The 22,469-nt window shown below is 62.0% G+C and carries 17 protein-coding genes; 9 read left to right on the top strand and 8 right to left on the bottom strand.

Annotated elements, in window-relative coordinates; translation table 11 throughout:
- Positions 1 to 144: 144 nt before the first annotated feature.
- Positions 145 to 1,233 (bottom strand): recombinase RecA, encoded by a 1,089-nt coding sequence (recA, locus tag ACZ9DP_RS23905; protein WP_028739637.1) that lies wholly within the window; start codon positions 1,231 to 1,233, stop codon positions 145 to 147.
- 232 nt (positions 1,234 to 1,465) lie between these two features.
- Here recA and ACZ9DP_RS23900 point away from each other — a divergent pair, with 232 nt between their 5' ends.
- Positions 1,466 to 2,407: a carbohydrate kinase family protein gene (locus ACZ9DP_RS23900; protein WP_476203778.1), complete on the top strand. Its 942-nt coding sequence runs from the start codon at positions 1,466 to 1,468 to the stop codon at positions 2,405 to 2,407.
- Positions 2,408 to 2,436: 29 nt separating this feature from the next.
- Positions 2,437 to 3,363 (top strand): pseudouridine-5'-phosphate glycosidase, encoded by a 927-nt coding sequence (locus ACZ9DP_RS23895; protein WP_476203777.1) that lies wholly within the window; start codon positions 2,437 to 2,439, stop codon positions 3,361 to 3,363.
- 30 nt (positions 3,364 to 3,393) lie between these two features.
- Here ACZ9DP_RS23895 and cckA read toward each other — a convergent pair whose 3' ends face one another.
- Positions 3,394 to 6,003 carry a cell cycle histidine kinase CckA gene (cckA, locus tag ACZ9DP_RS23890; protein WP_476203776.1) on the bottom strand — a complete coding sequence of 870 codons (2,610 nt, stop codon included), beginning with the start codon at positions 6,001 to 6,003 and terminating at the stop codon, positions 3,394 to 3,396.
- A gap of 279 nt (positions 6,004 to 6,282) precedes the next feature.
- Here cckA and ACZ9DP_RS23885 point away from each other — a divergent pair, with 279 nt between their 5' ends.
- Positions 6,283 to 7,341 carry a flagellar biosynthetic protein FliO gene (locus ACZ9DP_RS23885; RefSeq protein WP_476203775.1) on the top strand — a complete coding sequence of 353 codons (1,059 nt, stop codon included), beginning with the start codon at positions 6,283 to 6,285 and terminating at the stop codon, positions 7,339 to 7,341.
- Between the two features lie 105 nt (positions 7,342 to 7,446).
- Here ACZ9DP_RS23885 and dksA read toward each other — a convergent pair whose 3' ends face one another.
- Positions 7,447 to 7,866, bottom strand: a complete 420-nt coding sequence (gene dksA, locus ACZ9DP_RS23880) for an RNA polymerase-binding protein DksA (RefSeq protein ID WP_028739636.1) — start codon at positions 7,864 to 7,866, stop codon at positions 7,447 to 7,449.
- Positions 7,867 to 8,141: 275 nt separating this feature from the next.
- On the opposite strand from dksA, the gene ACZ9DP_RS23875 reads away from it, so the two are divergent.
- The 4 genes from ACZ9DP_RS23875 (at position 8,142) to ACZ9DP_RS23860 (ending at position 12,020) form a co-directional block, all read left to right on the top strand.
- Positions 8,142 to 8,636, top strand: a complete 495-nt coding sequence (locus ACZ9DP_RS23875; protein WP_194729810.1) for a SixA phosphatase family protein — start codon at positions 8,142 to 8,144, stop codon at positions 8,634 to 8,636.
- Positions 8,637 to 8,711: 75 nt separating this feature from the next.
- Positions 8,712 to 10,187, top strand: a complete 1,476-nt coding sequence (locus ACZ9DP_RS23870) for a YcjX family GTP-binding protein (protein WP_074068377.1) — start codon at positions 8,712 to 8,714, stop codon at positions 10,185 to 10,187.
- Positions 10,184 to 11,266 carry a YcjF family protein gene (locus ACZ9DP_RS23865; protein WP_194729812.1) on the top strand — a complete coding sequence of 361 codons (1,083 nt, stop codon included), beginning with the start codon at positions 10,184 to 10,186 and terminating at the stop codon, positions 11,264 to 11,266. The genes ACZ9DP_RS23870 and ACZ9DP_RS23865 overlap by 4 nt, the downstream gene beginning before the upstream one ends.
- Before the next feature lie 202 nt (positions 11,267 to 11,468).
- Positions 11,469 to 12,020, top strand: coding sequence for a hypothetical protein (locus tag ACZ9DP_RS23860; protein WP_476203774.1), 552 nt, complete (start codon positions 11,469 to 11,471; stop codon positions 12,018 to 12,020).
- Positions 12,021 to 12,037: 17 nt separating this feature from the next.
- Here the strand turns inward: ACZ9DP_RS23860 and folK are convergent, their stop codons facing one another.
- Genes folK through folP form a run of 3 tightly spaced genes read right to left on the bottom strand, consistent with a single transcriptional unit; the run spans position 12,038 to position 13,816 of the window.
- Positions 12,038 to 12,601, bottom strand: a complete 564-nt coding sequence (folK, locus tag ACZ9DP_RS23855; RefSeq protein WP_083635754.1) for a 2-amino-4-hydroxy-6-hydroxymethyldihydropteridine diphosphokinase — start codon at positions 12,599 to 12,601, stop codon at positions 12,038 to 12,040.
- Positions 12,582 to 12,953, bottom strand: coding sequence for a dihydroneopterin aldolase (gene folB / locus ACZ9DP_RS23850; protein WP_074068386.1), 372 nt, complete (start codon positions 12,951 to 12,953; stop codon positions 12,582 to 12,584). Before folB ends, folK begins: the two co-directional genes overlap by 20 nt.
- Complete coding sequence (gene folP / locus ACZ9DP_RS23845; protein WP_194729815.1) at positions 12,953 to 13,816, bottom strand: dihydropteroate synthase; 864 nt, start codon at positions 13,814 to 13,816, stop codon at positions 12,953 to 12,955. Before folP ends, folB begins: the two co-directional genes overlap by 1 nt.
- 103 nt (positions 13,817 to 13,919) lie before the next feature.
- Between folP and ACZ9DP_RS23840 the strand changes: the two genes are divergently transcribed.
- Positions 13,920 to 14,546: a DUF922 domain-containing Zn-dependent protease gene (locus ACZ9DP_RS23840; protein ID WP_194729816.1), complete on the top strand. Its 627-nt coding sequence runs from the start codon at positions 13,920 to 13,922 to the stop codon at positions 14,544 to 14,546.
- 282 nt (positions 14,547 to 14,828) lie between these two features.
- Here ACZ9DP_RS23840 and ACZ9DP_RS23835 read toward each other — a convergent pair whose 3' ends face one another.
- The gene (locus tag ACZ9DP_RS23835) at positions 14,829 to 15,149 is read right to left on the bottom strand and encodes a 2Fe-2S iron-sulfur cluster-binding protein (protein WP_022715198.1); all 321 of its coding nucleotides are present in this window, start codon (positions 15,147 to 15,149) and stop codon (positions 14,829 to 14,831) included.
- A gap of 203 nt (positions 15,150 to 15,352) precedes the next feature.
- Positions 15,353 to 15,721 carry an Hpt domain-containing protein gene (locus ACZ9DP_RS23830; RefSeq protein WP_022715197.1) on the bottom strand — a complete coding sequence of 123 codons (369 nt, stop codon included), beginning with the start codon at positions 15,719 to 15,721 and terminating at the stop codon, positions 15,353 to 15,355.
- Between the two features lie 463 nt (positions 15,722 to 16,184).
- On the opposite strand from ACZ9DP_RS23830, the gene ACZ9DP_RS23825 reads away from it, so the two are divergent.
- Positions 16,185 to 22,346 (top strand): apolipoprotein A-IV repeat region-like domain-containing protein, encoded by a 6,162-nt coding sequence (locus tag ACZ9DP_RS23825; RefSeq protein WP_476203773.1) that lies wholly within the window; start codon positions 16,185 to 16,187, stop codon positions 22,344 to 22,346.
- Positions 22,347 to 22,469: the final 123 nt, after the last annotated feature.

Genomic DNA, 22,469 nt, shown 5'->3' with positions numbered 1-22,469 from the left:
CTTCAATGCTGCCCAAGGCAGGTCAAACTCAAATCCAGTGGCTTTTATCGTCCGCATTAACCACTGTCCAGCAGACAAAGAAAACCGGCCGCATTCTGATCAAGGAATGCGGCCGGTTTCATACATCAAAACTGAAGCTGCAAATTACATATCCGTGTCTGTATCGCCATCGTTGGCGTCCGGCCCGCCATTCTGCAGGAAGCGGTCAGCAATCAGCCCCGCATTCTGCCGAAGCGCCATCTCGATCTCGCGGCCGAGATCCGGGTTGTCGCGGATGAAGAGCTTGGCATTCTCGCGGCCCTGGCCGAGGCGCTGGCTGTTATAAGAGAACCAGGCACCGGATTTCTCGACGATGCCGGCCTTGACGCCGAGATCGATCAGTTCGCCAGTCTTCGAGACACCCTCGCCATACATGATATCGAATTCCACCTGCTTGAAGGGAGGCGCCATCTTGTTCTTAACGACCTTGACGCGGGTTTGGTTGCCGACAACCTCTTCGCGCTCCTTGACCGCGCCGATACGGCGGATGTCGAGCCGGACGGAGGCGTAGAACTTCAGCGCGTTGCCGCCTGTCGTCGTTTCGGGCGAGCCGAACATGACGCCGATCTTCATGCGGATCTGGTTGATGAAGATGACCATGGTGTTCGACTTGGAGATCGACGCCGTGAGCTTGCGCAGCGCCTGGCTCATCAGGCGCGCCTGTAGGCCCGGAAGGCTGTCGCCCATCTCGCCCTCGATTTCGGCGCGCGGTGTCAGCGCTGCAACGGAGTCGACGACGAGAACGTCGACGGCGCCGGAGCGCACCAGCGTATCGGTGATTTCGAGCGCCTGCTCGCCGGTATCCGGCTGCGAGATCAGGAGGTTCTGGAGATCGACGCCGAGCTTGCGGGCATAGACCGGATCGAGCGCATGTTCTGCATCGACGAATGCGCAGATGCCGCCCTTTTTCTGCGCTTCGGCGATCGTCTGCAACGCAAGCGTCGTCTTGCCGGAGCTTTCCGGTCCGTAGATCTCGATGATGCGGCCCTTGGGCAAACCGCCGATGCCGAGCGCGATATCGAGGCTGAGGGAACCGGTCGAAATAGTTTCGATCTCGACAACATTCTCGTTGGAGCCGAGTTTCATGATCGAGCCCTTGCCGAACGACCGCTCAATCTGTGAGAGTGCCGCTTCAAGCGCCTTGCTTTTGTCCACCGATTTGTCCTCTACGAGCCGCAATGAATTTTGAGACATCCGATCCACCTTTAGGTTATTGAAGCCGCTTGAGCAATGTCTGGTTTGTACCCTATTTGTTCCAGTCTCGCAATAGGTGCCCAAATAATTGAAAGAAAAAGGTAAAACAGCTCGTGTTCTATATATGTTTTATCATTGCAAAGCAACGCCTTAGGAGGCGTCACGCCAAGGCTGCCGCATCCGGCGCCCTGCTACGATTCGTTTCCTCCATCGGCTGGGAGCATTCAGGGCGATGAAAAGAATCCTCGTTCTCGGCGGCGCACATATCGATCGGCGCGGGCGCATTTCCGGCGAGACTGCGCCAGGCGCCAGCAACCCGGGCGCTTGGTTCGAGGAACCGGGCGGCGGCGGCTTCAATGCTGCGAGAAACCTTGCACGGCTCGGCGTGGACGTCACCATGATCTCGCCGCGCGGAGGCGATCCGGCGGGCGAGATGGTGACGGAGGCGGCTTATGCAGCCGGCATCAATGACCGGCCGTTCGTCTTTCTCGATCGCAAGACACCGAGCTACACGGCCATTCTGGAGCGGGACGGCAACCTAGTGATCGCGCTCGCGGACATGGAGCTTTACCGTTACTTCGTCCCGCGCCGGCTGGCGATCCGCTGGGTGCGCGAAGCCTTCGCCGCAAACGACCTCATCCTTTTCGATGCGAACCTGCCGGAAGAGACGATCGCAGCGATCGTCAGCCGCGCCAATTCGCTCGGCGTACCGGTGGCCGCGATTGCCATATCGCCGGCAAAGGTGGTCAAGCTCAAGCCCTGCATCTGCGGCATCGACCATCTCTTCCTCAACGAGGCGGAGGCCGCCGCCCTGACCGGCCAATGCCCGGACAAGCCGGAGGATTGGGCGTCACTGCTCGGTGATATCGGCCTGAAGAGCGGCGTCATCACGCGCGGGCAGCGCGAAATGATCGCCTTCGGCAAGGGTGGCACCTTCTGCCTGCAGCCGCCGTCGGTCGAGACCATCGCCGACGTAACGGGCGCCGGAGATTCGCTTGCAGCCGGGGTCCTCTTTGCCTTGATGCAGGATCTGCCGCTCGAGGAAGCCCTGCGGCACGGCGCGGCCGCTGCTGCACTCACGGTCCAGTCGCCCTATGCCGTCAACGAAAAACTCTCCGCGGAACTGCTTGTGGAAACCCTTGCCCTTGTTCAGCGTGCCAGAATTCTGCATTGAAGCGGCAACATGATGAAACGGAAGAGACAATGACGAAACCGATCTCCCCCCTCCTGCCGGTCTCCTATTCCAAGGAGGTTGCCGCTGCAAAGCAGCGCGGCGCGCCGCTGGTGGCGCTTGAATCGACGATCATCACGCACGGCATGCCCTACCCCGGCAATATCGAAATGGCGCGCAGTGTCGAGGCGATTATCCGTGAGCAGGGTGCCGTTCCGGCAACGATTGCCGTCATTCACGGCGTCCTGCATATCGGCTTGGAGCCGGAACAGCTTGAGAAGCTCGCGAAGGAAAAGGACGTGATGAAAGTCTCGCGCGCCGATCTCGCCTTCGCGATCGCCGAGCGCCGCACCGGTGCCACGACGGTATCTGCCACGATGATCGCCGCTGCCCGTGCCGGCATCAAGGTCTTTGCGACCGGCGGCATCGGCGGCGTGCATCGCGGTGCCGAAGAGAGCTTCGACATCTCGGCCGACCTGCAGGAGCTTGCCCGCACCGGCGTCATCGTCGTCTGCGCCGGCGCAAAGGCGATCCTCGATATCCCAAAGACGCTGGAAGTGCTGGAGACCAGCGGCGTTCCTGTCGTCACCTACGAGAGTGCCGAGTTCCCGGCCTTCTGGTCCCGTTCCTCGGGCCTGCGCAGCCCGCTGACGTTGAACAGCCCGGCCGCCATCGCCAATTTCCAGATCACCCGCGAACAGCTTGGCATCGAGGGCGGCATGCTGATCGCCAATCCGGTCCCGGAAGAAGATGAAATTCCGCGCGAGGAGATGGAGATCTATATCGAGCGCGCACTCGACAGCGCCGAGCGCGACGAAATCAGCGGCAAGACCGTGACACCTTATCTTCTCAGCACGATATTCGATCTGACCGACGGACGGAGCCTGCAGACGAATATCGCGCTCGTCGAGAACAATGCCCGCCTGGCGGCAGAAATTGCCGTGGCGCTCGACGATTGAGATTTTGACGGGAGGCGCTTGCCGCCTCCCCTATTCGCCTTCCAGGGTTTCCTTGACGACGACGGCGAGCTGCTTCAGCGAGAAGGGCTTCGGCAGGAACCCAAACTTGGCGTCCGGAGGCAGGTTGCGGGCGAAAGCGTCTTCCGCATAGCCGGAAACGAAGATGAATTTCAGGTCCGGATATCGCTTGCGCAATTCGCGCAGCAGCGACGGGCCGTCCATTTCCGGCATGACGACGTCAGAAACGACGATGTCCACCTTGCCGTCCAGCTCGTCCATGATGTCGAGCGCTTCGACGCCTGAGCCGGCCTCGTGCACGGTGTAGCCGCGCGTTTCCAGCATGCGCTTGCCGCCGCGGCGCACCGCTTCCTCGTCCTCTACGAGCAGGATGACGGCGTTGCCCGTCAGATCTTCCGGTTGTTCCGGCTGAGCTGCGGCCGGCATTTGTTGAGCCGCACCGGTCTCGGCTGCCGCAACAGCGTCCGCCTCGGCGGCGACAGCCGCGTCGATGGCGTGGCGCGGCAGGAAGACCCGGAAGGTCGTTCCCTTCCCGACTTCGGATTCCGGCTGAATATAGCCGCCGGACTGTTTGACGATGCCGTAGACCATCGCCAGCCCGAGACCCGTGCCCTTGCCCACCTCCTTGGTTGTGAAGAAGGGCTCGAATATCTTGTCCATGATGTCGGGCGCAATGCCGGTGCCGGTATCGGCCACCTCGATCAGCACCATGTCCTCATGCGGCATGTAGGAATAATTGAAACCGGCCACTTCCGCCGCCGTCACGTTGCGGGTGCGCAGCGTCAGCTTGCCGCCCTCGGGCATCGCGTCGCGCGCATTGACGCAAAGATTGATAAGCACCTGCTCGAACTGCGACAGGTCAGTCTTCACCGGCCAGAGATCGCGGCCGTATTCGACATCGAGCTTGACGTTGGTGCCGGATAACAGCCGGTCGACAAGCATGCGCAGGTCGCCGACGACATCCGTGAGGTTCAATACCGTCGGACGCATCGTCTGCTTGCGCGAGAAGGCAAGCAGCTGGCGGACGAGAACCGCGGCGCGGTTCGCATTGCGCTTGATTTCCATCAGGTCGGCAAAGCTTGCATCAGACGGCCGCGCTTGCAGCAGCAGATGGTCGGAAGACAACAGGATCGCCGTCAGCACGTTGTTGAAGTCGTGCGCGATTCCGCCGGCAAGCGTGCCGACCGCATTCATCTTTTGCGTCTGCGCCATCTGCGCTTCCAGCGCCTTTTGTTCCGTCATCTCGACGGCATAAACGATCGCGGCCTCTTCCGGCGCCTCGTCGCTCTGGTCGATGACAGCGTTGACGTAGAAACGGAAATGACGCGCTTCATCGTTCGGCATGCGCGAGTCGATCGGCGGGATATCGCCCTGGCGGTCCTTTGCCGCCACCAGGGCATCCTTCAGCCTCTGTCGATCGCTTTCCTGAAGGATGACTTCCAGCGCTGCGCCATTTTCGACGTCATCGCGCGAAACGATGCCGGAGAAGAGCTTGAGGAATGGCGCATTCGTGCGCAGGATCCGACCGTCGCCGTCGACCGAGGCGATCGCCATCGGCGTGTTGTTGAAGAAGCGCGTGAAGCGCATCGCCGCGGCAGAAGCGGATTGCTCGTTCTCGCCGCCCGATTGCCGCCTGAGCACGATCGTCCGGCTCTCGCCCGGCGCGCCGTCGCGCATGGAAGTCACGCTGTGTATGATCTGCACCGGCAGGCTCTGTCCGTTCGCCTTCTTGAGGTCGAGGTCGAGCGTATCGGTTTTCTTAAGACCGGGCTCGGCCTGCACCGACTGAATCAGTGCCAGCCCGCCGCCTGCCACGAGATCTCCGATCGTCATCGAGCCCGGCACGAACTTCGTGAGGTCGAGTCCCAGCCATTCGGCAAGTGTTGCGTTCAGGTAGAAAATCTCGCCCTTGCGCCCTGCCGAGAAGAAACCTGCCGGCGCATGGTCGAGGTAATCGATCGCGTTCTGCAGTTCCTTGAAGAAGCGCTCCTGGTCATCGCGCTCGGCGGTGATGTCGCTGATCTGCCAGATATGCAGCGGCTTGCCGGAGCCTTCCTCGGTTCGCAGGGTTCGCGCCTTGAGACGGTACCAGTGAGCGCCAGAATTGTTCGTTGCCGGGCCAAGGGTCCGCAGCAGACGGAACTCCTCCTGGCCTTCCTTGCCCTCGCGCAGCCCGTTCGACAGACGGTAAAGCGCCTCGTTCGATTCCCGGTGGCGTGAAAGCAGCGCTTCGAGCGTCTGCACTTCGGTCGGTTTGCGGGCGCCGGTCAGCTTTCCATAGGCCGCGTTGGCATAAATGATCCGGCCCTTCCCATCGGTAATCAGCGAACCGTCCGGATGGCTATTGAGAAATGACCTGGCGAGACTATCCGATTGCCGCTGGGGCATGACCTCGATGAAGCCGATGACCGAGGAAACGAGGAAGAAGATGCCGACCATGGCCAGCACGCCCAGCACGCCGAGGACCATTTCGTTTTCGAGCGAATCCTTGAAGTACACAAAGCTGCCTGCGGCTGCGACAAGCACAAGCGCCAGAAGAATGATGCGAACAGCCGTTCCCGAGCGTCCTCCGCGATCCACGATCGGGGCATTGTAGTCGTCAGCCTGACGTGGTGTCGTCATCTATTCCTCACATGAGCCTGTCCAACATTCGCTTATAATCTCAAGACAAAGCAGGAATCAGGCGTTCGTTCCTTCTTAGCAAGTTGCTGCGTCCGCAAAAACACTGTGAAGAGCCAAGAATGCTTGAATTCACAACGAACGGCGCCACTTTCGACAACCAAGCGCGCCGCAGAAACATGTCCTGGCGTTCGGACATGACTGGACAATCAGGCTGCCTATTGCCTAAGGAGCTGAAAAGCCGTCATGTTATGGCGAACGCGGCAATCGGAGTAAAAGATCATGTTCGACGAAGTAATGGGCGCCTATGGCAGCCGTTTCCTCCTCGCAGCGGGCGGCGTCGGCATCGCGCTGGTGCTCCTGATCGGTATCTTGTGGATCCTCCGCAGCCGAGCGCCCTCACCCTTTGTACGCGGCGGCAAGAACCGTCTGCCGCGATTGCAGGTGCTGGATGCCGCTGCCGTCGATACGCGCCGCCGGCTGGTGCTCGTGCGCCGTGACGACGTTGAGCATCTGATCATGATCGGTGGTCCGACCGACATCGTTATCGAAAGCCGCATCCTGCAGGATACGGATGAGGGTTCCGACCACGCCTTCATAGCGCCCTTAGCCCCGCCGGCGCCTCGGCCGGAGCCTGTCGTCTCGACGCCCGAAGAGCCGCCCGTCAAGCCGGCAAGACCGGTCACAGCTTTCGAGCGCGAACCGGAACCTGACGAACCCTATGCTCCGGCTCCGGCTCCGGCTCCGGCTCCGGCACCCGCGCCTGCCGTCGAGCCGCGTCTGCATCCCGTGGCAACCGCTCCTGCCGTAGCGCCCGCACAACAGGAGCCCGCAGCGCCGTCTGCGGCAACATCGGCCGTGGCGGCAAAAATCGAGCGGGAGCCTGCCAGCCCTGCTGCTTTGCCGCCGATCATTCCGAGGCCTGCGGAGCGGCCCGCCGCCGCCCCGGTGATCGAGGCAGCCAGCGCCGCCGACATCCTCGACGCGGCGCGCCAGCGCGTTCTGCCGCAGCAGCGGATGGAGCCGCAGGTCTCGACGCCGCCAGCACAGAGCCTTCCGACCGTCGCCGAAGGCATACCTGTCGTGACCGGCGACGCTGCCACCACCTCGAAGGCAGCGCCCAGCGACTTCGAGCGCATTCTTCAGGAAGAGATGAACAATACGCTTGCGGCGCAGCGTATTGTTCCCGCTGCGAACGCCCCTGCCCGCCCGGTTCCGCCGCAGCCCGGCAACCCGCAGCGCCGCGATCCGGACATGGCACCGATCACCGGCGCCGATGCCGACCTTCAAAAGGAAGTGGCCCGCATCTTTGGCGAAATGAGCGTCAATCGCGAAAAGTAAGCCGCCCTGCATGCAGGAAAGCTCTCGCAAGAAAAAAGGCACCGCAGACTGCGGTGCCACCGCAGACTGCGGTGCCTTTAATTTCTACGAAGAACTTTGAAAAGCTCACTCGTCGCGATAAACCTTTTCGCGCCGCTCGTGGCGCTCCTGCGCCTCGATCGACAGAGTTGCGATCGGACGTGCGTCGAGACGCTTGATGCCGATCGGCTCGCCGGTTTCCTCGCAGTAGCCATAGGTGCCGTCTTCGATCCGCTGCAATGCTGCATCGATCTTGGAAATCAGCTTTCTCTGGCGGTCGCGGGCGCGAAGTTCGATCGCCCGGTCCGTTTCGGAAGAGGCTCGATCCGCGAGGTCCGGATGGTTGGCGCTTTCTTCTGCGAGATGGTCGAGTGTCTCGCGCGCTTCTCTAAGGATATCGTTTCTCCAGGCAACAAGTTTGGCTCTGAAGTAAGCCCGCTGGTTTGCGTTCATGAATTCCTCGTCTTCCGAGGGAACGTAGCTGCTAAGATCGATCTTCTCACTCAACGCGATTCTCCTGAAGAACATCTCATATGGCGGGGTGTATATCCCAAGCGCTATCGCGGGTTCAAGCCAAATACGACAGGTAAACAGATTTTTAAATCTGTCATATTTTTAAGCTAACAGACTATTTTCGCACCACTATTAGGAATGCTGGTTGTTGCTTCCCGTTCAAGAACGCGTGTTGAGCTTACTGTTTTGCGCCATCGCTATGCCGATGCGGTTGACGGCGGTGATCTGCGGACGCTACTGAAAAGGCTCCTTCGCTCGTGGAATCTTCTATGGCCGCAACCTTGCCTTCGCCTTCACGAATCTATCTGTTGCGGCATGCAGAAGCCGCCTGGGCGCAGCCCGGCGAACGGGATTTTGACCGGCCTTTGAATGAAAAGGGCTATGACGACGCGGAACTCGTGGCAGACCGCGCCGCCGACAAAGGCTACCGGCCGGAGCTTTTGATAAGCTCCACTGCGAGGCGCTGCCGCGAGACCACGGACGCCGTGCATCGCGCTATGGGATTGTCGCTCGACATCCGTTACGTCGACCAACTCTACAACGCCACCCCCGAGGTCTACCTCGATATCATCGACAGCCAGACCGTGGGCTCCGTCATGCTTGTCGGTCACAACCCGACAACCGAGCAGACGCTTGAAGCGCTCATCGGTCACGATGCCCTGCTCCGGGCATTGCCGGACGGCTTTCCCACGGCGGGCCTTGCAGTCCTCGATTTCGACGGCGCGTCCGCAGGGTGGAAGCTTACCGACTTCGTGCACGACTGACGTCTTTCGCGCCGCTTCTTTTTCGGACAGCATCCACGTCCTATATGCTTGAGCACTGACAATCGGAATTCCGCCTTGCCGCCAAGCCTGACATCCCTTACCGGCGACGCGCGTATCGCGCTCGACAACCTCGCAGACCGCGCCTCGAGTCTCGTCAAGCCGACGATCCGCCTCGGCGTCACCGGGCTTTCCCGGTCCGGCAAGACTGTCTTCATCTCGTCCCTCGTGCATAATTTGCTGCATGGCGGACGCCTGCCGCTTTTCGAGCCGGTTCAGTCCGGCCGGGTGTCGGCCGTGCGACTGGAACATCAGCCGGATGACGCCGTGCCACGTTTCCAGTACGAGGATCATATCCGGGCGCTGGTGAAGGACCGTGTCTGGCCGGATTCGACCCGCGCCATATCCGAACTGCGCATCACGCTGAATTATCAGAGCGCCAGTGGCTGGAACCGTCTGTTCTCGCCCGGCCGTCTCTCGATCGATATCGTCGATTATCCCGGAGAGTGGCTGCTTGATCTACCGCTGCTGGCCAAGGACTACCGGACCTTCAGCGAGGAGACGCTGGCGCTCGCCCGCAGCGGCATCCGCGCGGAACTTTCTCGCGGCTGGTTGGCACTGACCGGAGCCATCGACGTCAAGGCGCCCGCCGATGAGATGCAGGCGCGCGATCTCGCGACGGCTTTCACCGATTACCTGAAAGCCTGCAAGGCCGACGAGCGCTCGCTGTCGACATTGCCGCCCGGTCGCTTCCTGCTTCCCGGCGACCTTGAAGGTTCTCCCGCGCTCACCTTCGCGCCGCTCGCTTTGCCTTCCGAAGGCAAACCGCCCAAAGGTTCGCTCTGGGCAATGATGGAGCGCCGCTACGAGGCCTACAAATCCGTCGTCGTCAAACCCTTCTTCCGCGAACATTTTGCCCGGCTCGACCGCCAGATCGTTCTCGTCGACGCGCTGCAGGCGATAAACCGCGGCCCGGAGGCGATCCAGGATCTGGAGCGCGCGTTGACGGATGTGCTTGCCTGCTTCCGTCCCGGTACGAACTCGCTGCTTTCGTCGCTCCTCGGCCGCCGGATCGACCGCGTTCTCGTGGCCGCCACGAAAGCCGATCATCTGCATCACGAAAGCCACGACCGCCTCGATGCGCTGACGCGCCGCCTTGTCGAGCGCGCCGTCCACCGGATCGGCATGGCAGGCGCCGGCATCGACGTCATGGCACTTGCCTCGGTGCGCGCCACGCGGGAGGCGACCGTCAAGCGCGACGGCCACGATCTGCCGGTGATCGTCGGCACGCCAATCGATGGCGAAACGATCGCCGGCGAGCGCTTCGACGGCATGAGGAAGACGGCGGTCTTCCCGGGCGACCTTCCGCAAGACCCCGAAAGCCTGTTCGACGGCATTGAATCTGCCAGCCGCGATGTCCAATTGCCGGATGTTAACATTGTGCGCTTCCGGCCGCCGCAGCTCGAGGAAACCGGCAGCGGCATCAAGCTTTCGGTCCCGCATATCCGGCTCGACCGGGCCATGCAGTTTCTGTTTGGAGACCGCCTCGCATGAGCAAACCCGCTTCTGGAGATTCGGACCGGCCGCGCCGCACACCGGCGGCCTTTGCCTATGAGGACGATCCGCGCGCCGTCGAGACGGACAGGAAGCAGGAGGCCCGCAAGCCGGCAAGCTTCGGCGGCGAAGTCGTCCTCACATCGGACGAAGACGACCCCTTCATCAATTCGGACAAGGATATCGCCCCCTTGCCGGTCGCAGTGCCGCGCAAACGGCGCACCTCCTTTGCCAAGATCGCACTAACTGCTTTCGGCGTCCTGCTTTCGCTCGCCTTCGGCCTGTGGACCGACAGCCTGATCCGCGACCTCTTTTCCCGCGCCGACTGGCTTGGTTACACGGCGCTGGCGGCGCTCGCGATCGGCATCCTCGCCGTCGTCGCCATCGTGATCCGCGAAACGGCGGGTATAATGCGCCTCGCGGCGGTGCAGACGATCAAGGCCGAGGCGGAAGCCGCCATACTGGAGACGAAGCCCGCCAAGGCACGCGCCCTGGTGAAGAACCTTTCAAACCTGCTTGCCGGAAAGCCGGAAACCGCCAAGGGCCGCGCAACCTTGAAAGCCGCCGAAGGCGACATCATCGACGCGCCGCATCTCGTCGCACTCGCCGAACGCGAATTGCTGGCGCCTCTGGACCGCCAGGCAAGAGCGCTGATCGTCAATTCATCGAAGCGCGTTTCGATCGTTACCGCTGTCAGCCCGCGCGCGATCGTCGATCTGCTCTACGTGCTTTTCGAAGCCTCGCGCCTGATCCGCGCCATGGCCGAGCTTTATGGCGGCAGGCCCGGCACGCTTGGGATGATTCGCCTGATGCGGGATGTTCTGGCGCATCTCGCCGTCACCGGCTCGATCGCCGTCGGCGACAGCCTCGTGCAACAGGTCCTGGGCCACGGCCTTGCCTCCAAGCTCTCGGCCAGGTTCGGCGAAGGCATTATCAACGGGTTGATGACAGCCCGTATCGGCATAGCTGCGATGGATCTGTGCCGTCCGCTTGCGTTCCGCGCATTGAAGCGGCCGGGAATCGGCGACTTCATCGGCGATCTGGCGCCCTCCGTAGTGCCGCGCACCGGTCGCAAATAAACATTTTCGCACCGGGCGCCTTCCGTAACGGAGGGAATTGCAAAACGCAGGAAATTCATGGCACTGGCAATATGAATTGAATTTGGCGAGCCTTTGGAAAGCCCTTCGTTTCCGTGCATTTCGGCCCATTGGAAACCAAGCATTAACCATTATTCGGCAAAACTCCAGGCTAGTAACGGGTGGTGTTTGCCAAGGAAAATCCATGTATTCGCGCAAAGTTCTCTTCCTATGCGGGCTCGTCGCCGCGGCATTGTCTCCGGCGGCCGATATTGCCCCTGCTGCCACCGCCGCCACACGCGACAAGGCTTTCTTCGAGTCTGTTGCGGGCAACTGGAGAGGTCCGGGCGAAATCGTCGCCGGCAAATACAAGGGCACGAAATTTAGCTGCAACCTCATCGGTTCTGCCGTGAGCGACGGCGGCGCCGGCATCAAGCTCGACGGCTCTTGCCGCGTTGGCGTGTTCAAACAGCCGATGTCCGCCGTCATCACCCAGTCGCGCGGCGGCTATAAGGGCAAATTCCTTGATGGTGCCGCCGGTAAGGGTCTCGATGTCGTCTCGGGCACCGTCACACAGGACACCGTCGTCGTCGGCCTGAACCGCGCCAAGCTGAACGGCGCGATGATCGCCCGCGTCCGCGACGACAAGACGATGAACGTCACCGTGTCGGTAAAGGTCGAGGATCGCATGGTCCCGGTGATCGGCCTCACCCTGACCCGCCAGGTCGATGAAATGACGGTCGGCTCCGTCGAGTAAGAACTGTACGATAGCAGTCACCCAAGCGGCGGATTTTCCGCCGCTTTTTCATTTGAGGCGCTGCGCCACCACTCGCGATCGGCATCGGCGATCTCGATGCCTTGGATATCTGCTCGCGAAAGCCAATCCGCGACGGTGCGGCCCTTGACGATGAGGTCCGCGGCAAAATCTGCAAGCGGCATCAGAACGAAGCCTCGCTCGGTCATGCGCGGATGCGGCAGTTCCAGCCTCGGCGCCCCCTGTTCGATATCGTCGAATGTCAGCAGATCGATGTCGAGCGTTCGCGGTCCCCAACGCTCGATGCGCTCGCGTTTCATGTCGCGCTCGATGCCGAGACAGACGTCGAGCAACGCCTCCGGTTCGAGCAACGTATGGAGTGCCGCGCACGCATTGAAGAAGAAGGATTGGTCCGTCTTGCCCCAGGGCGGCGTGCGGTAGAGCCGCGACACGGCGGTGAGCCGGCAATCGTCACGCCCGTCGAGCTTCCGCAGGGCGGCAGCCATCGATTTCACGGGGTCACCGAGATTGCCGCCGAGACCGAGCGTGGCGGGTCTGAAACGATCAGCCGGCAAAGTGTTCAACGCTCACCTGTACGAAATCGAGAACGCCGGGCACTGGCGCATTCGGCTTGCGCACCGTGATCTTGGCGCGCCTGATCTGATGAAACTTTTCGCAGAGACCCTTGGCGATATCGAGCGCCAGCGCTTCGATCAGATTGCGGCGCCTGCCGGTGACGATCTCCTCGATCACGGTGAAGGCAATCCCGTAGTTCACGGTATCGTCGATCGAGTCGCTTTCGAGCGCACCCGCCGCGACGACGTCGAGCTCGGCATCGATGAAGAACCGCTGGCCGAGGAACTCCTCTTCGTCGTGAACCCCGTGACGCGCAAAGAACGCGCAATTCTGCAGCGTGATTGTATATTTCGTGCCCATCAGCCTTCTCTTTGCTCGAAATCCCGGCGCGCCGCCAGCATAGCATCCGCGACCGCCAGCGCATCCCTGTTGATTGCGACATTGTGCACCCGGAAAACCGCAGCACCCTGAAGCCTGAGCAGTGCGCTGCTCGCCGCCGTTGCAACGTCGCGCTCAGCCGCATCCCGTCCTGTGACCGCACCGACGAAGCGCTTTCGCGACGTGCCCGCCAGCAGCGGCAATCCGAAACGCTGCAATTCGGCAAACCTCGCCATCAGCTCCAGGTTCTCGTCGGCATCCTTGGCAAAGCCGAATCCCGGATCAAGCACGATCCGCTCGCGCATGACGCCTGCTTCCGCGGCGATCTCCAGGGAGCGGACCAAGAAATGATATTGATCCGCAATCACGTCCGGAAGCTTCTCGCGTTCGCGGCCCGTATGCATGAGGCAGAGTCCGGCGCCGGTATCGGTCGAAACCCTCGCGATCTCCGCCTCCTTCTGCAATCCGAAGACGTCGTTGATGATATGCGCGCCGGCCCCGACGGCGAGCCGCGCCGTCTCCGCCCGGTAGGTGTCGATCGAAATCAGCGCATCGCTCCTGCCGCGCAGAGCCTCGATCACCGGCAGCACGCGGGACTGCTCTTCCGCAGGGCTGACTTCGGCAGCACCCGGGCGTGTCGACTCCCCGCCGATGTCGATGATCGCGGCTCCCTCGCTGACGGACTGAAGGGCATGCTCGACGGCGGCATCCACGCTTTCGTAGCGTCCGCCATCCGAAAAGGAATCCGGCGTCACATTGATGATCGCCATGATTACGCCGCGCGGCCCGAGTTCTATTTCGCGGCCATGCGCCACGCGCCAGAAACTGCTTCGAAGCTGTAGCATCGGGGTTTATCCCATTGATAATAAAAAAAGCCGACGCCCTGTATTGCGCTCGCGGTGGCTATGCCCCAAGCTCCACCGAACTTCAACACGGGTAGCGTCAAGAATGCCTTCCGCATCGCGTTATATGCGTTTCGTCCTTGCTTTTTCCACGACGGTTGCCCTCTGCATTCCCGCCTCGGCTCAAGTCGTTGCGACCAAAAGCTACTCCTATTTCGACATCCGAGGAAAGAGTGCCGGCGAGCTCGATGAGGAACTGAGCCGCCGCGGGCCGACGGCGAGTGGCTCCTCCGCGCGCCACCCCGGCGCCACGAAAATCCGCTTCGGCGGCGAGGCGACCTACGTGCAGAGCAACGGCCGCTGCCGCATCACCAGCGCAAAGGTGACCGTTCACACGCAGATCATCCTGCCGCGCTGGCGAAACCGCAACGGCGCCAGCAAACAGCTATCGACGATCTGGGATGCACTCTCGAGCGACATCAAAAGGCATGAGGAGCGACACGCGGAAATCGCCCGCACACAAGCGCGCCTCATGGAGCGACGGATCCTCGCGCTGCCCGCCCAGCGCAGCTGCGGAGCCATGCAGGAGCTTGTCACGGAAGAATCTAATCGCGGAATAGAAGAACACGACAGGTTGCAGGCGCGTTTCGACCGCATCGAGGCAGTCAACTTTCAGAGCAGGATGATGCGCTTGCTCAACAAGCGAATCAGTTCGTCCGGCAGCGAAAAATAACCCAATTTTCGCAATAAGCACGCGATATCGTTAGCTGAGCAACGAAACTAATGCGAGGCGTTCCTCCTCCAAAGCCTGTTAATGATGAAAATTAGCGATATGCGACTCAACCCGCACGCGCTAATATGAACACATTCGGAAGTTCAGGCGGGATTGACCTGCTCTTCTGTTACTGGGTTCTCCTGGCGCGTTCTAAGCCGCGGGCGGTCCTCCCTCGCCCGATGGTTATGCGCCCGCCTCGCCTCGCACGTCATCCGGCGCGCGAGGCTTTTTTTGCACAGATCAGGCCTGGCGCTCGGGCACCTGGACGATAAGTCCGTCGAGCGCCGCCTTCATTCTGATCTGGCAGGAAAGCCGCGAAGTCGGGCGGACATCGAAGGCGAAGTCGAGCATGTCTTCTTCCATCGCTTCCGGCGGGCCGACGCGCTCGGCCCATTCTTCGTCGACATAGACATGACAGGTCGCACAGGCGCATGCGCCGCCGCACTCGGCTTCTATGCCTGGCACCGAGTTGCGCACGGCATTCTCCATCACGGTGGAGCCTTGATCGACATCCAGATCGAAGCGCGTGCCGTCGAAGGCAACGATAGTCAGTTTGGGCATGATGCTTTCCGGTATTACATGAAGAGGGAGGATCGAAATTTTTCTTCCAACAAATCCGATGGGCAGTCAACATCGACCGCCTTCACGGTTTCATTCCATATTTAAAAGCGACGGGCTTTTCCATTTGCGTCATACCGCTGGCCACAAAAAGACCCGCTGTTCCGGAATGGAGCAGCGGGCCGAGTGGCTTAAAATGCTCGGCTCTAGCGGCTGAGCTTGAGAATGAAATTTTCGGCTTCGACGACGGCGGCTCCGACCGCGGCCATGCACGCTGCATCGCCGCAATTGTTCTCGAGCATGTCTGCCGCTTCGGATACCTGGAAAGCCCCAACCGCGCTCGCCGCCCCTTTCAGCCGGTGGGCAGCGGCTTGCATCTTCTTTGCATCGCCCGACGAAACCTCCTGCAGGCAGGCGCGTGCCTGGCGCGCAAATATCTTCAGGACCTCGACTTCAAGCGCCTTGTCGCCCATCGTCTGCTTTGCCAGATGAACCAGGTCGATCGGGCGGCCCTTTGAGGGGCAAGGCCCGTTTGAATTATCCGGCGCCTCGAACGCAATACTGACTGCTGCCATGTGCCAATTCTCCCGTCTTTACCCCGCAGGTGGATTCACACTGCGGTTGGAGAGTGGCGATCGCGTTAAATTCTGGCACATTGAGGGCGGAATTCTACCGCTATGGTTAACAACCGCTTAACACCCCTAAATTATTGGTTTTTCGACGTCCGCCTGCGTTAAATTATGTTAACAACGGATTAATGGATGATGATTAGCAAGGCTTCATTAATTGTCTCGGAAGCCCGGATGTGTCACTACGATACTAGTAGACTAGGTTTATGGTACGCGCCTTTGCTGGCCAAGTGGATAGTGGTAATGTTTTGATACCGTCCGTTTGAAAAAGCGGCTATCTACTCTGAAATGACATGCTTATCCGTACGTCGGCTCGGATGGGAAGGTCAAAGGCAAAGGTTGGAATCCCGACGCGGCACTGTCCGGGAAATGCGGCTGAACCGGCTGAGATGTAACGAGGCGTAACCGAATGGCGAACAACAAGTACAGCGAGTCGATCGAGGACAAGGCCTTCAAAGCATTGGACGAAGCTCTCCAGATCGACTTCAGCCAGCAGAAGGCGCCGTCTCGCGGCGCTAAAACGCCTGACGCCCCGGAGGCCAAAGTGTCCGACACGCCATCTGCCCGCAGCAATCAGCAGGACCAGGATGAGAGCCAGCGCCGCCGCGGCCGCGGCTCCAGGGCGGAGCAGGTGGCCCGCGCGCCGGCGCTGGCCGCGGCGAACGATGCAAACCGCATGACGGCCGCCTCCATTCTGAAATCGCTAGACGGCGGCTCGACGCGTTCGGCCGTGCGCAACGCCACGCTCTTCTCGCTGCTGTGGATCGTCGGCGGCGTCGGCCTGATGGCCCTGCTCTACTCGCCGCAGATCTGGCAGATCCGTTCCGTTACCGATCTCGCGGCCCTCCCCGGCGTCATTGCCGGCATCATCGGCGTCATCGTGCCGGTGCTTCTGTTCTATGCCTTTGCAATCATGATCTCGCGCGCTCAGGACATGCGCAACGCCGCCCGCTCCATGGCGGAAGTGGCACTGCGTCTCTCCGAACCGGAAACGATCGCATCCGAACGCATCATGACGGTCGGCCAAGCCGTTCGCCGTGAAGTCTCCGCCATGAACGAAGGCATCGAGCGCACGATCGCGCGCGCTTCCGAGCTTGAAACCCTGGTTCACTCCGAAGTTAACGCGCTTGAACGCAGCTATGCCGATAATGAACTGCGCGTGCGCGGGCTGGTTCATGAACTCGGCTCCGAGCGCGAAGCGATCGTCAATCACGCGGAGCGCATCCGCAGCTCGATCGTCGGCGTCCATGACCAGCTGAAGGAAGACCTTTCGCTCGCGACGGAAGAGATCGCCGTACGCCTTGCGACGTCAGGCGAAGCCTTCGCATCGATGATCGACACCCGGGCTGCGACGCTGACGGAAAAATCGGAAACGGCGATCCAGTCGCTCGGCTCGCTTCTCGCAGCCAAGACCGACTCGCTGCTGCAGACGCTTACCTCCTCCGGTTTTGCGCTGGCACACGAATTCGACACGCGCCTGGAGTCGCTCACCTCCAACCTCAATGATCGCGGTGAGCAGTTGCTCAGCCAGTTCGAAACGCGTGCCTCCACTATGGACAGCAGCGCCGAGAAGCTGAATGCGGCGCTGAACGACCGCGCCCGCCAGCTGAACGAAATCCTGATTGCCCGCACCCGCGAAATCAACGAAAGTCTGACCGGTGGCGAACGCGATATCACCGGCACGCTCGACGACGTGCTTGCCAAGCTCAACGCGTCGCTCGACGATAAGAGCGCAAGCTTCCGTCAAAGCCTGCAGTCCAGCGCCGACGACGCCATCATGGACCTCGACCTGCGCTCCGGCTTCTTCGACGAGCGCCTGCAGGCAACCGTCGCCCAGATGTCGACCGCGTTCGACGAGCGCGTGGCGGAATTCACAAACGCCTTCGACAAGCGCGCTGGTTCGCTCGACACCAAGCTGATGGAAAGCCTCGCGCGCATCAACGAGACGCTGGCCGGCGGCTCGGAATCGATCGACGGCATCCTCAATTCCAGCATCGAGCGCCTCGGCGCCTCGATGACCGACCAGTCCTTCGCGCTGGCGACTGCGCTGAGTACGGGTCAGGAAGTCCTCGAAAGCTCTCTTGGCAGCAAGGTCGACGAAATCTCCAACGCCCTTTCGGCCCGCACCAGCGAGATCACCTCTGCCCTGCAGTCTGCGAGCGGCGGGATTTCCGAGGCGCTCGCCTCCGGCGTTTCCGAGCTGCATGGCAGCCTTTCGGCCCGCAGCAGCGAGATCACTTCTGCCTTGCAGTCCGCAAGCGGCGAGATTTCTGAGGTGCTCGCCTCGGGCGTCTCCGATCTGCATGGCAGCCTTTCAGGCCGCACGAGCGAGCTCACCTTCGCGCTGCAGAGCGCAAAGGATGAAATTTCTGAGACGCTGGCGTCCGGCACCACCGATCTGCGGACGAACCTTTCGAGCCACACCGGCAAACTGACCTCCGCGCTCAAAAATGCTAAAAGCGAGCTTTCCGAGGCTCTCACATCCGGCACTTCTGAGCTGCAGGCGAATCTTTCGGGCCGCACCAGCGAATTGGCATCTGCTCTGCAGAACGCCACCGGTGAAATTTCGCTAGCGCTCGCAACCGGCACGTCCGAACTCCACAACAATCTCGCGGCGCGTTCGACGGAATTCCGCGAGACGCTGCTGTCGACCACGTCCGACCTCACGGCTGCCGTCTCCGCCGGCACGGAGCAGATAACCTCCGCATTCGGCCGCGCCGACGAGCTCAACAACGTAATCTCCCAGCGTGCCGCGGCGATCACCCAGGCCCTGGATTCCGCCCATGAACGCATCGACGGTGTCATGGCGGAGCGCAGCAGCGCACTCGTCAGCGCGCTCTCGAGCAATCACGACCGCCTGGCCGACGCCCTCGACGAAAAAACGATGGCGCTCGCCATATCGCTCGACGATAGCCAGAGCCGCTTCGACAGCGCACTTGAAGCCCGCACCAACGCACTCCTCGATACCGTTGCAGGTGCTGAGGCCCGGGTTGCCGGCGCCTTCACCGACAAGGCAGAGGGAATCCGCAGCGCTTATACCGACAACCAGGAACGGCTCGAACGGTCGCTCGGCGAACACGTCGCAGCGCTCTCCTCGACACTCTCCAGCAGCAACAACCGCCTTGAGTCGCTGACGGGCGAAGCAGCCGCACGCATGGAATCGCTTACCAGCGAAGCTGCCGCCCGCATCGACGGCAGCCTTGCCTCCGCCCATGATCGCATCCGCGCAACGCTGGACGACCGTGCGAACGCGATCAGCCTTTCGCTCAGCGACGCCCATGCGCAGCTCAGCGATACGCTGTCCGAGCAGACGACGACCATTGGCGCCTCGGTCGCCGCAAGCGCCAGCATGCTCGAAATGTCGCTGGAAGATCATGAAGCCTCCATCCGCCAGACCATCGACGGCAGCGCCAGGTCGCTCGAAGAGCGCCTGCGTGAAGGCGCCGGCCAGATCGCCGGCCGCTTTCAGGATGCGGCGAGCGAAATCTCGCGCTCGGCCGAAACTTTCTCCATGCACCTCGATCAGTCGATAGACGGTATGACCGGCCGTTTTGCTGAGACCGGTTCGCGCGTCGAAGCGGGCCTTGCCGCTCTCGAAAACCGCATCCGCGACGGAGTCGGCGGTGTCGCAACGCAGGTGGATGCCGCAGGCAGCCGGCTTGCGGAAACACTTAACGACAGCATTTCGCAACTGCGCGAACTCGGCGACGATGCCGCCTTGCGCGTTACGACTGTCCTGGAAAGCACGAGCGATACGCTTACCGGCGCGATCGATGAGCGCACGGCAAGCCTCGCCAGCGCCATCGATGAGCGCACAGCAAGTCTCGCAGCTGCGATTGGCGAGCGGACTTCGGCTCTGACTGCCGCTGTCGATGAACGCGCTGCAAATCTCACGATGACGATCGACGATCGTGCCGCAAATCTCGCAACGTCCATCGACGACCGCACGGCAAACCTTGCGCAGGCGATGCATCGCGGCAGCGAGCATATCGACGAACGCCTGTCCACCATGGATCGGGCGCTCACTCTTGGCCTCAACGCCGTCAATCAGACGATCGAAGGCAAGGCCGCCGGCCTCGCCTCGACGCTGCGCAGCGCCGTCGCCGATGCTGCCCAGGGCATGGATGCCGAAGCCGCACGCACGGCCGAACTGATGGCCCGCACCGGCCAGCAGTTCACCGAAGGCCTCGACCAGAAGAGCGGCGAGTTCGCGCGTGCCATGGACGAGCGCTCCGAACAGATCGTCGGCCGCGTTTCCGAGGCGCAGAACCGCCTCGCGAGCCAGGCAGCCGCCGTCGCCCAGACCTTCTCCGAGGCCGGCAATGCGATCGTCAACAAGGTCGCCGAAGCCGAAACGCTCGTCAGCGGCCAGGTGAATGCCATTTCGCAGGCTCTCTCCGAGGCCCAATCCTCGCTGGAGAACCGCGGCGACGCAATCCGCTCGACGATCGCAAGCGCCAGCGAAGGCATCGCCACGACCATGTCGAACGTCGACAGGGCTCTCGAAGCCCGCAGCAGCGCGATCCGCTCCGGTCTGGAAGAGCGCGCACGCGAAATTGATGCGACCTTGACCGATGTCGAAAAGGCACTCGAAGCCCGCGGCCATACGATCCGCTCGACGCTCGACGAGCGCACCCGCGAGCTCAACTCCATGCTCGCCGGCCGTTCTTCCGAGCTCTCGCGCCTGATCGACGAAACCGCGCATCCGATGATCGAGCGCTACACGGAAGCGGGCAAGGAGGCCGCGGCCCGCATCGCCGCCGCAGCCGAACAGAGTGCGGACCGCCTGCGCGCCGAAAACGCAGTCCTGGCGAATGCGATCGCGGCCCGCACCGAGAGCGCTTCCACGGCGGTCAATGCTATTGAAACGAGCCTGCTTGCCAACGTCAACGCACTCATCGAGCGCCTGTCCGAAAACAGTGCCTCGATGGCGATGATGATGAACAGTGCGGCCGAAGATCTTGCCACTGTCGACGGTCGCCTCGGCGAGACCACCTCGCGCTTCACCGACTCGGCGTCGAAGGCGGCGGAGATGGTTTCCGCCTCGACCCGTCTTCTCGAAGGCAAGGTCGACCGCCTCTCCGACATATCGGGCCAAACGCTGGCGCAGGTCGGCGGCATCATCGGCCGCTTCGACGAGCACTCGAAGGTCCTAAGCCAGGCTTCAAACCTGCTCGCGGCTGCGCAGTCGAATCTCGTCTCGACACTCGAGGAACGCGAAGGCGCCCTGCAGAGCCTCTCCGTCGGCCTCGTCCAACGTTCCGAAGAGATTGAAAAGACGATGCGTGCCCTCTCCGGCATGGTCGAGAATGCCTTCGAGCGTGCCGAGCAGCGCTCCAACCAGGTCACCGGCAATCTGCGCCAGGGCGTGCAATCCTCCTTCGCCGATATCGGCCGCGTGCTTTCGGAGACGGAAAAGCGCGCCGAGGAAGCCGCCGAAGCGATGCGCAGCTCGATCGTCAAGGCTGGCGAAGAAGCGAGCGCAACGATCGAAGGCACCTTCGACAATGCCGAACGTCGCTCGAACGACCTGGTGAACCGCCTACGCGGCGGGCTGACCGCGTCGCTTTCGGATGTCGAGCGAATGCTCGGCGAGGCAGGCCGCGCATCGGACGGTGCTGCCCAGCAGCTCCGCGAATCGCTTCGCGAAGCCGTCGAGGAAGCGGTTGCCCGCTTCTCCGGCGCCACTGACGAAATCCGCCGTTCGGCCGGCGATATCCGCAAGGAACTCGACATGACGCGCAGCGAATTGAAGCGCGGCGCATTCGACCTTCCGGAAGAAGCCAAGGAGAGTGCGGCCGCCATGCGCCGTGCCGTTGCCGAGCAGATCAAGGCGCTGCAGGATATTTCGCAGATCGTCAGCCGCTCCACGCAGCAGCTTGAAGTCTCCGAGCCGGTCGCCCGAGCCGCCGCACAGGCCCAACCCGCTCCGCGCCCGGCGCCTGCGGCCCAGCAGCCTGGCCCGGCGCCCACCCGCCAGCCCGTCGTCGAAGACGGCTTTGCGCTCCGCGGCGCGATCGCTCCGCCGGCGGCCCCTGCGCCGCAGCGGGCCGCGCCTGTACCGGCCACGCCTGCCCGTCAGGAAACCGGCGGCTGGATCAGCGACCTGCTGCGCGGCGCCTCGCGCGATGAAGCCGCCGAGGAGGCGCCCGCTGCACGCACGGCAGCCCCGAGCGCCCAGCCCGCGCCGGCACAGCAGCGCAGCGCCGATACCCGCAATCCGCGCCACGTCGTCGAATCGCTGAATTCGCTCTCGGTCGATATCGCCCGCGCGATCGATCACGACGCCTCGGTCGATCTGTGGCGCCGTTATCAGCGCGGTGAACGCGACGTCTTCACCCGCCGCCTCTACACGCTTAAGGGCCAGCAGACCTTCGATGAAATCAAGCGCAAATACGATCGCGAACCGGAATTCCGCACCGCCGTCGACCGCTACATCGCCGATTTCGAGAAATTGCTTGCCGACGTCGCCCGCACTGACCGCGACCGGACGATTACGCAATCGTACCTGACGTCGGATACTGGCAAGGTCTACACGATGCTGGCCCACGCCGCAGGCCGCCTGAGCTAACGGAAGCAAAGCTGACGATTGCTACAGGAAGGCTCGCCCAAAGGCGGCCCTTTTCCTGTGCTTTTTACCAGACGGGACGGCCGTTCTGTAGCAAAGCGGATATCGGATCGTCCAGCCACACCC

The organism is Rhizobium sp. USDA 4016, from assembly GCF_056279705.1.
The sequence above is the reverse complement of the archived record's forward strand: the minus strand, read 5'-3'. Positions and strand labels throughout refer to the sequence as shown.

Coding starts and splice junctions, on each gene's coding strand:
- recA (WP_028739637.1), bottom strand. CDS start 1,233: ATGTCTCAAAATTCATTGCGGCTCGTAGAGGACAAATCGGTGGACAAA.
- ACZ9DP_RS23900 (WP_476203778.1), top strand. CDS start 1,466: ATGAAAAGAATCCTCGTTCTCGGCGGCGCACATATCGATCGGCGCGGG.
- ACZ9DP_RS23895 (WP_476203777.1), top strand. CDS start 2,437: ATGACGAAACCGATCTCCCCCCTCCTGCCGGTCTCCTATTCCAAGGAG.
- cckA (WP_476203776.1), bottom strand. CDS start 6,003: ATGACGACACCACGTCAGGCTGACGACTACAATGCCCCGATCGTGGAT.
- ACZ9DP_RS23885 (WP_476203775.1), top strand. CDS start 6,283: ATGTTCGACGAAGTAATGGGCGCCTATGGCAGCCGTTTCCTCCTCGCA.
- ACZ9DP_RS23875 (WP_194729810.1), top strand. CDS start 8,142: ATGGCCGCAACCTTGCCTTCGCCTTCACGAATCTATCTGTTGCGGCAT.
- ACZ9DP_RS23865 (WP_194729812.1), top strand. CDS start 10,184: ATGAGCAAACCCGCTTCTGGAGATTCGGACCGGCCGCGCCGCACACCG.
- ACZ9DP_RS23860 (WP_476203774.1), top strand. CDS start 11,469: ATGTATTCGCGCAAAGTTCTCTTCCTATGCGGGCTCGTCGCCGCGGCA.
- folB (WP_074068386.1), bottom strand. CDS start 12,953: ATGGGCACGAAATATACAATCACGCTGCAGAATTGCGCGTTCTTTGCG.
- folP (WP_194729815.1), bottom strand. CDS start 13,816: ATGCTACAGCTTCGAAGCAGTTTCTGGCGCGTGGCGCATGGCCGCGAA.
- ACZ9DP_RS23840 (WP_194729816.1), top strand. CDS start 13,920: ATGCCTTCCGCATCGCGTTATATGCGTTTCGTCCTTGCTTTTTCCACG.
- ACZ9DP_RS23835 (WP_022715198.1), bottom strand. CDS start 15,149: ATGCCCAAACTGACTATCGTTGCCTTCGACGGCACGCGCTTCGATCTG.
- ACZ9DP_RS23830 (WP_022715197.1), bottom strand. CDS start 15,721: ATGGCAGCAGTCAGTATTGCGTTCGAGGCGCCGGATAATTCAAACGGG.
- ACZ9DP_RS23825 (WP_476203773.1), top strand. CDS start 16,185: ATGGCGAACAACAAGTACAGCGAGTCGATCGAGGACAAGGCCTTCAAA.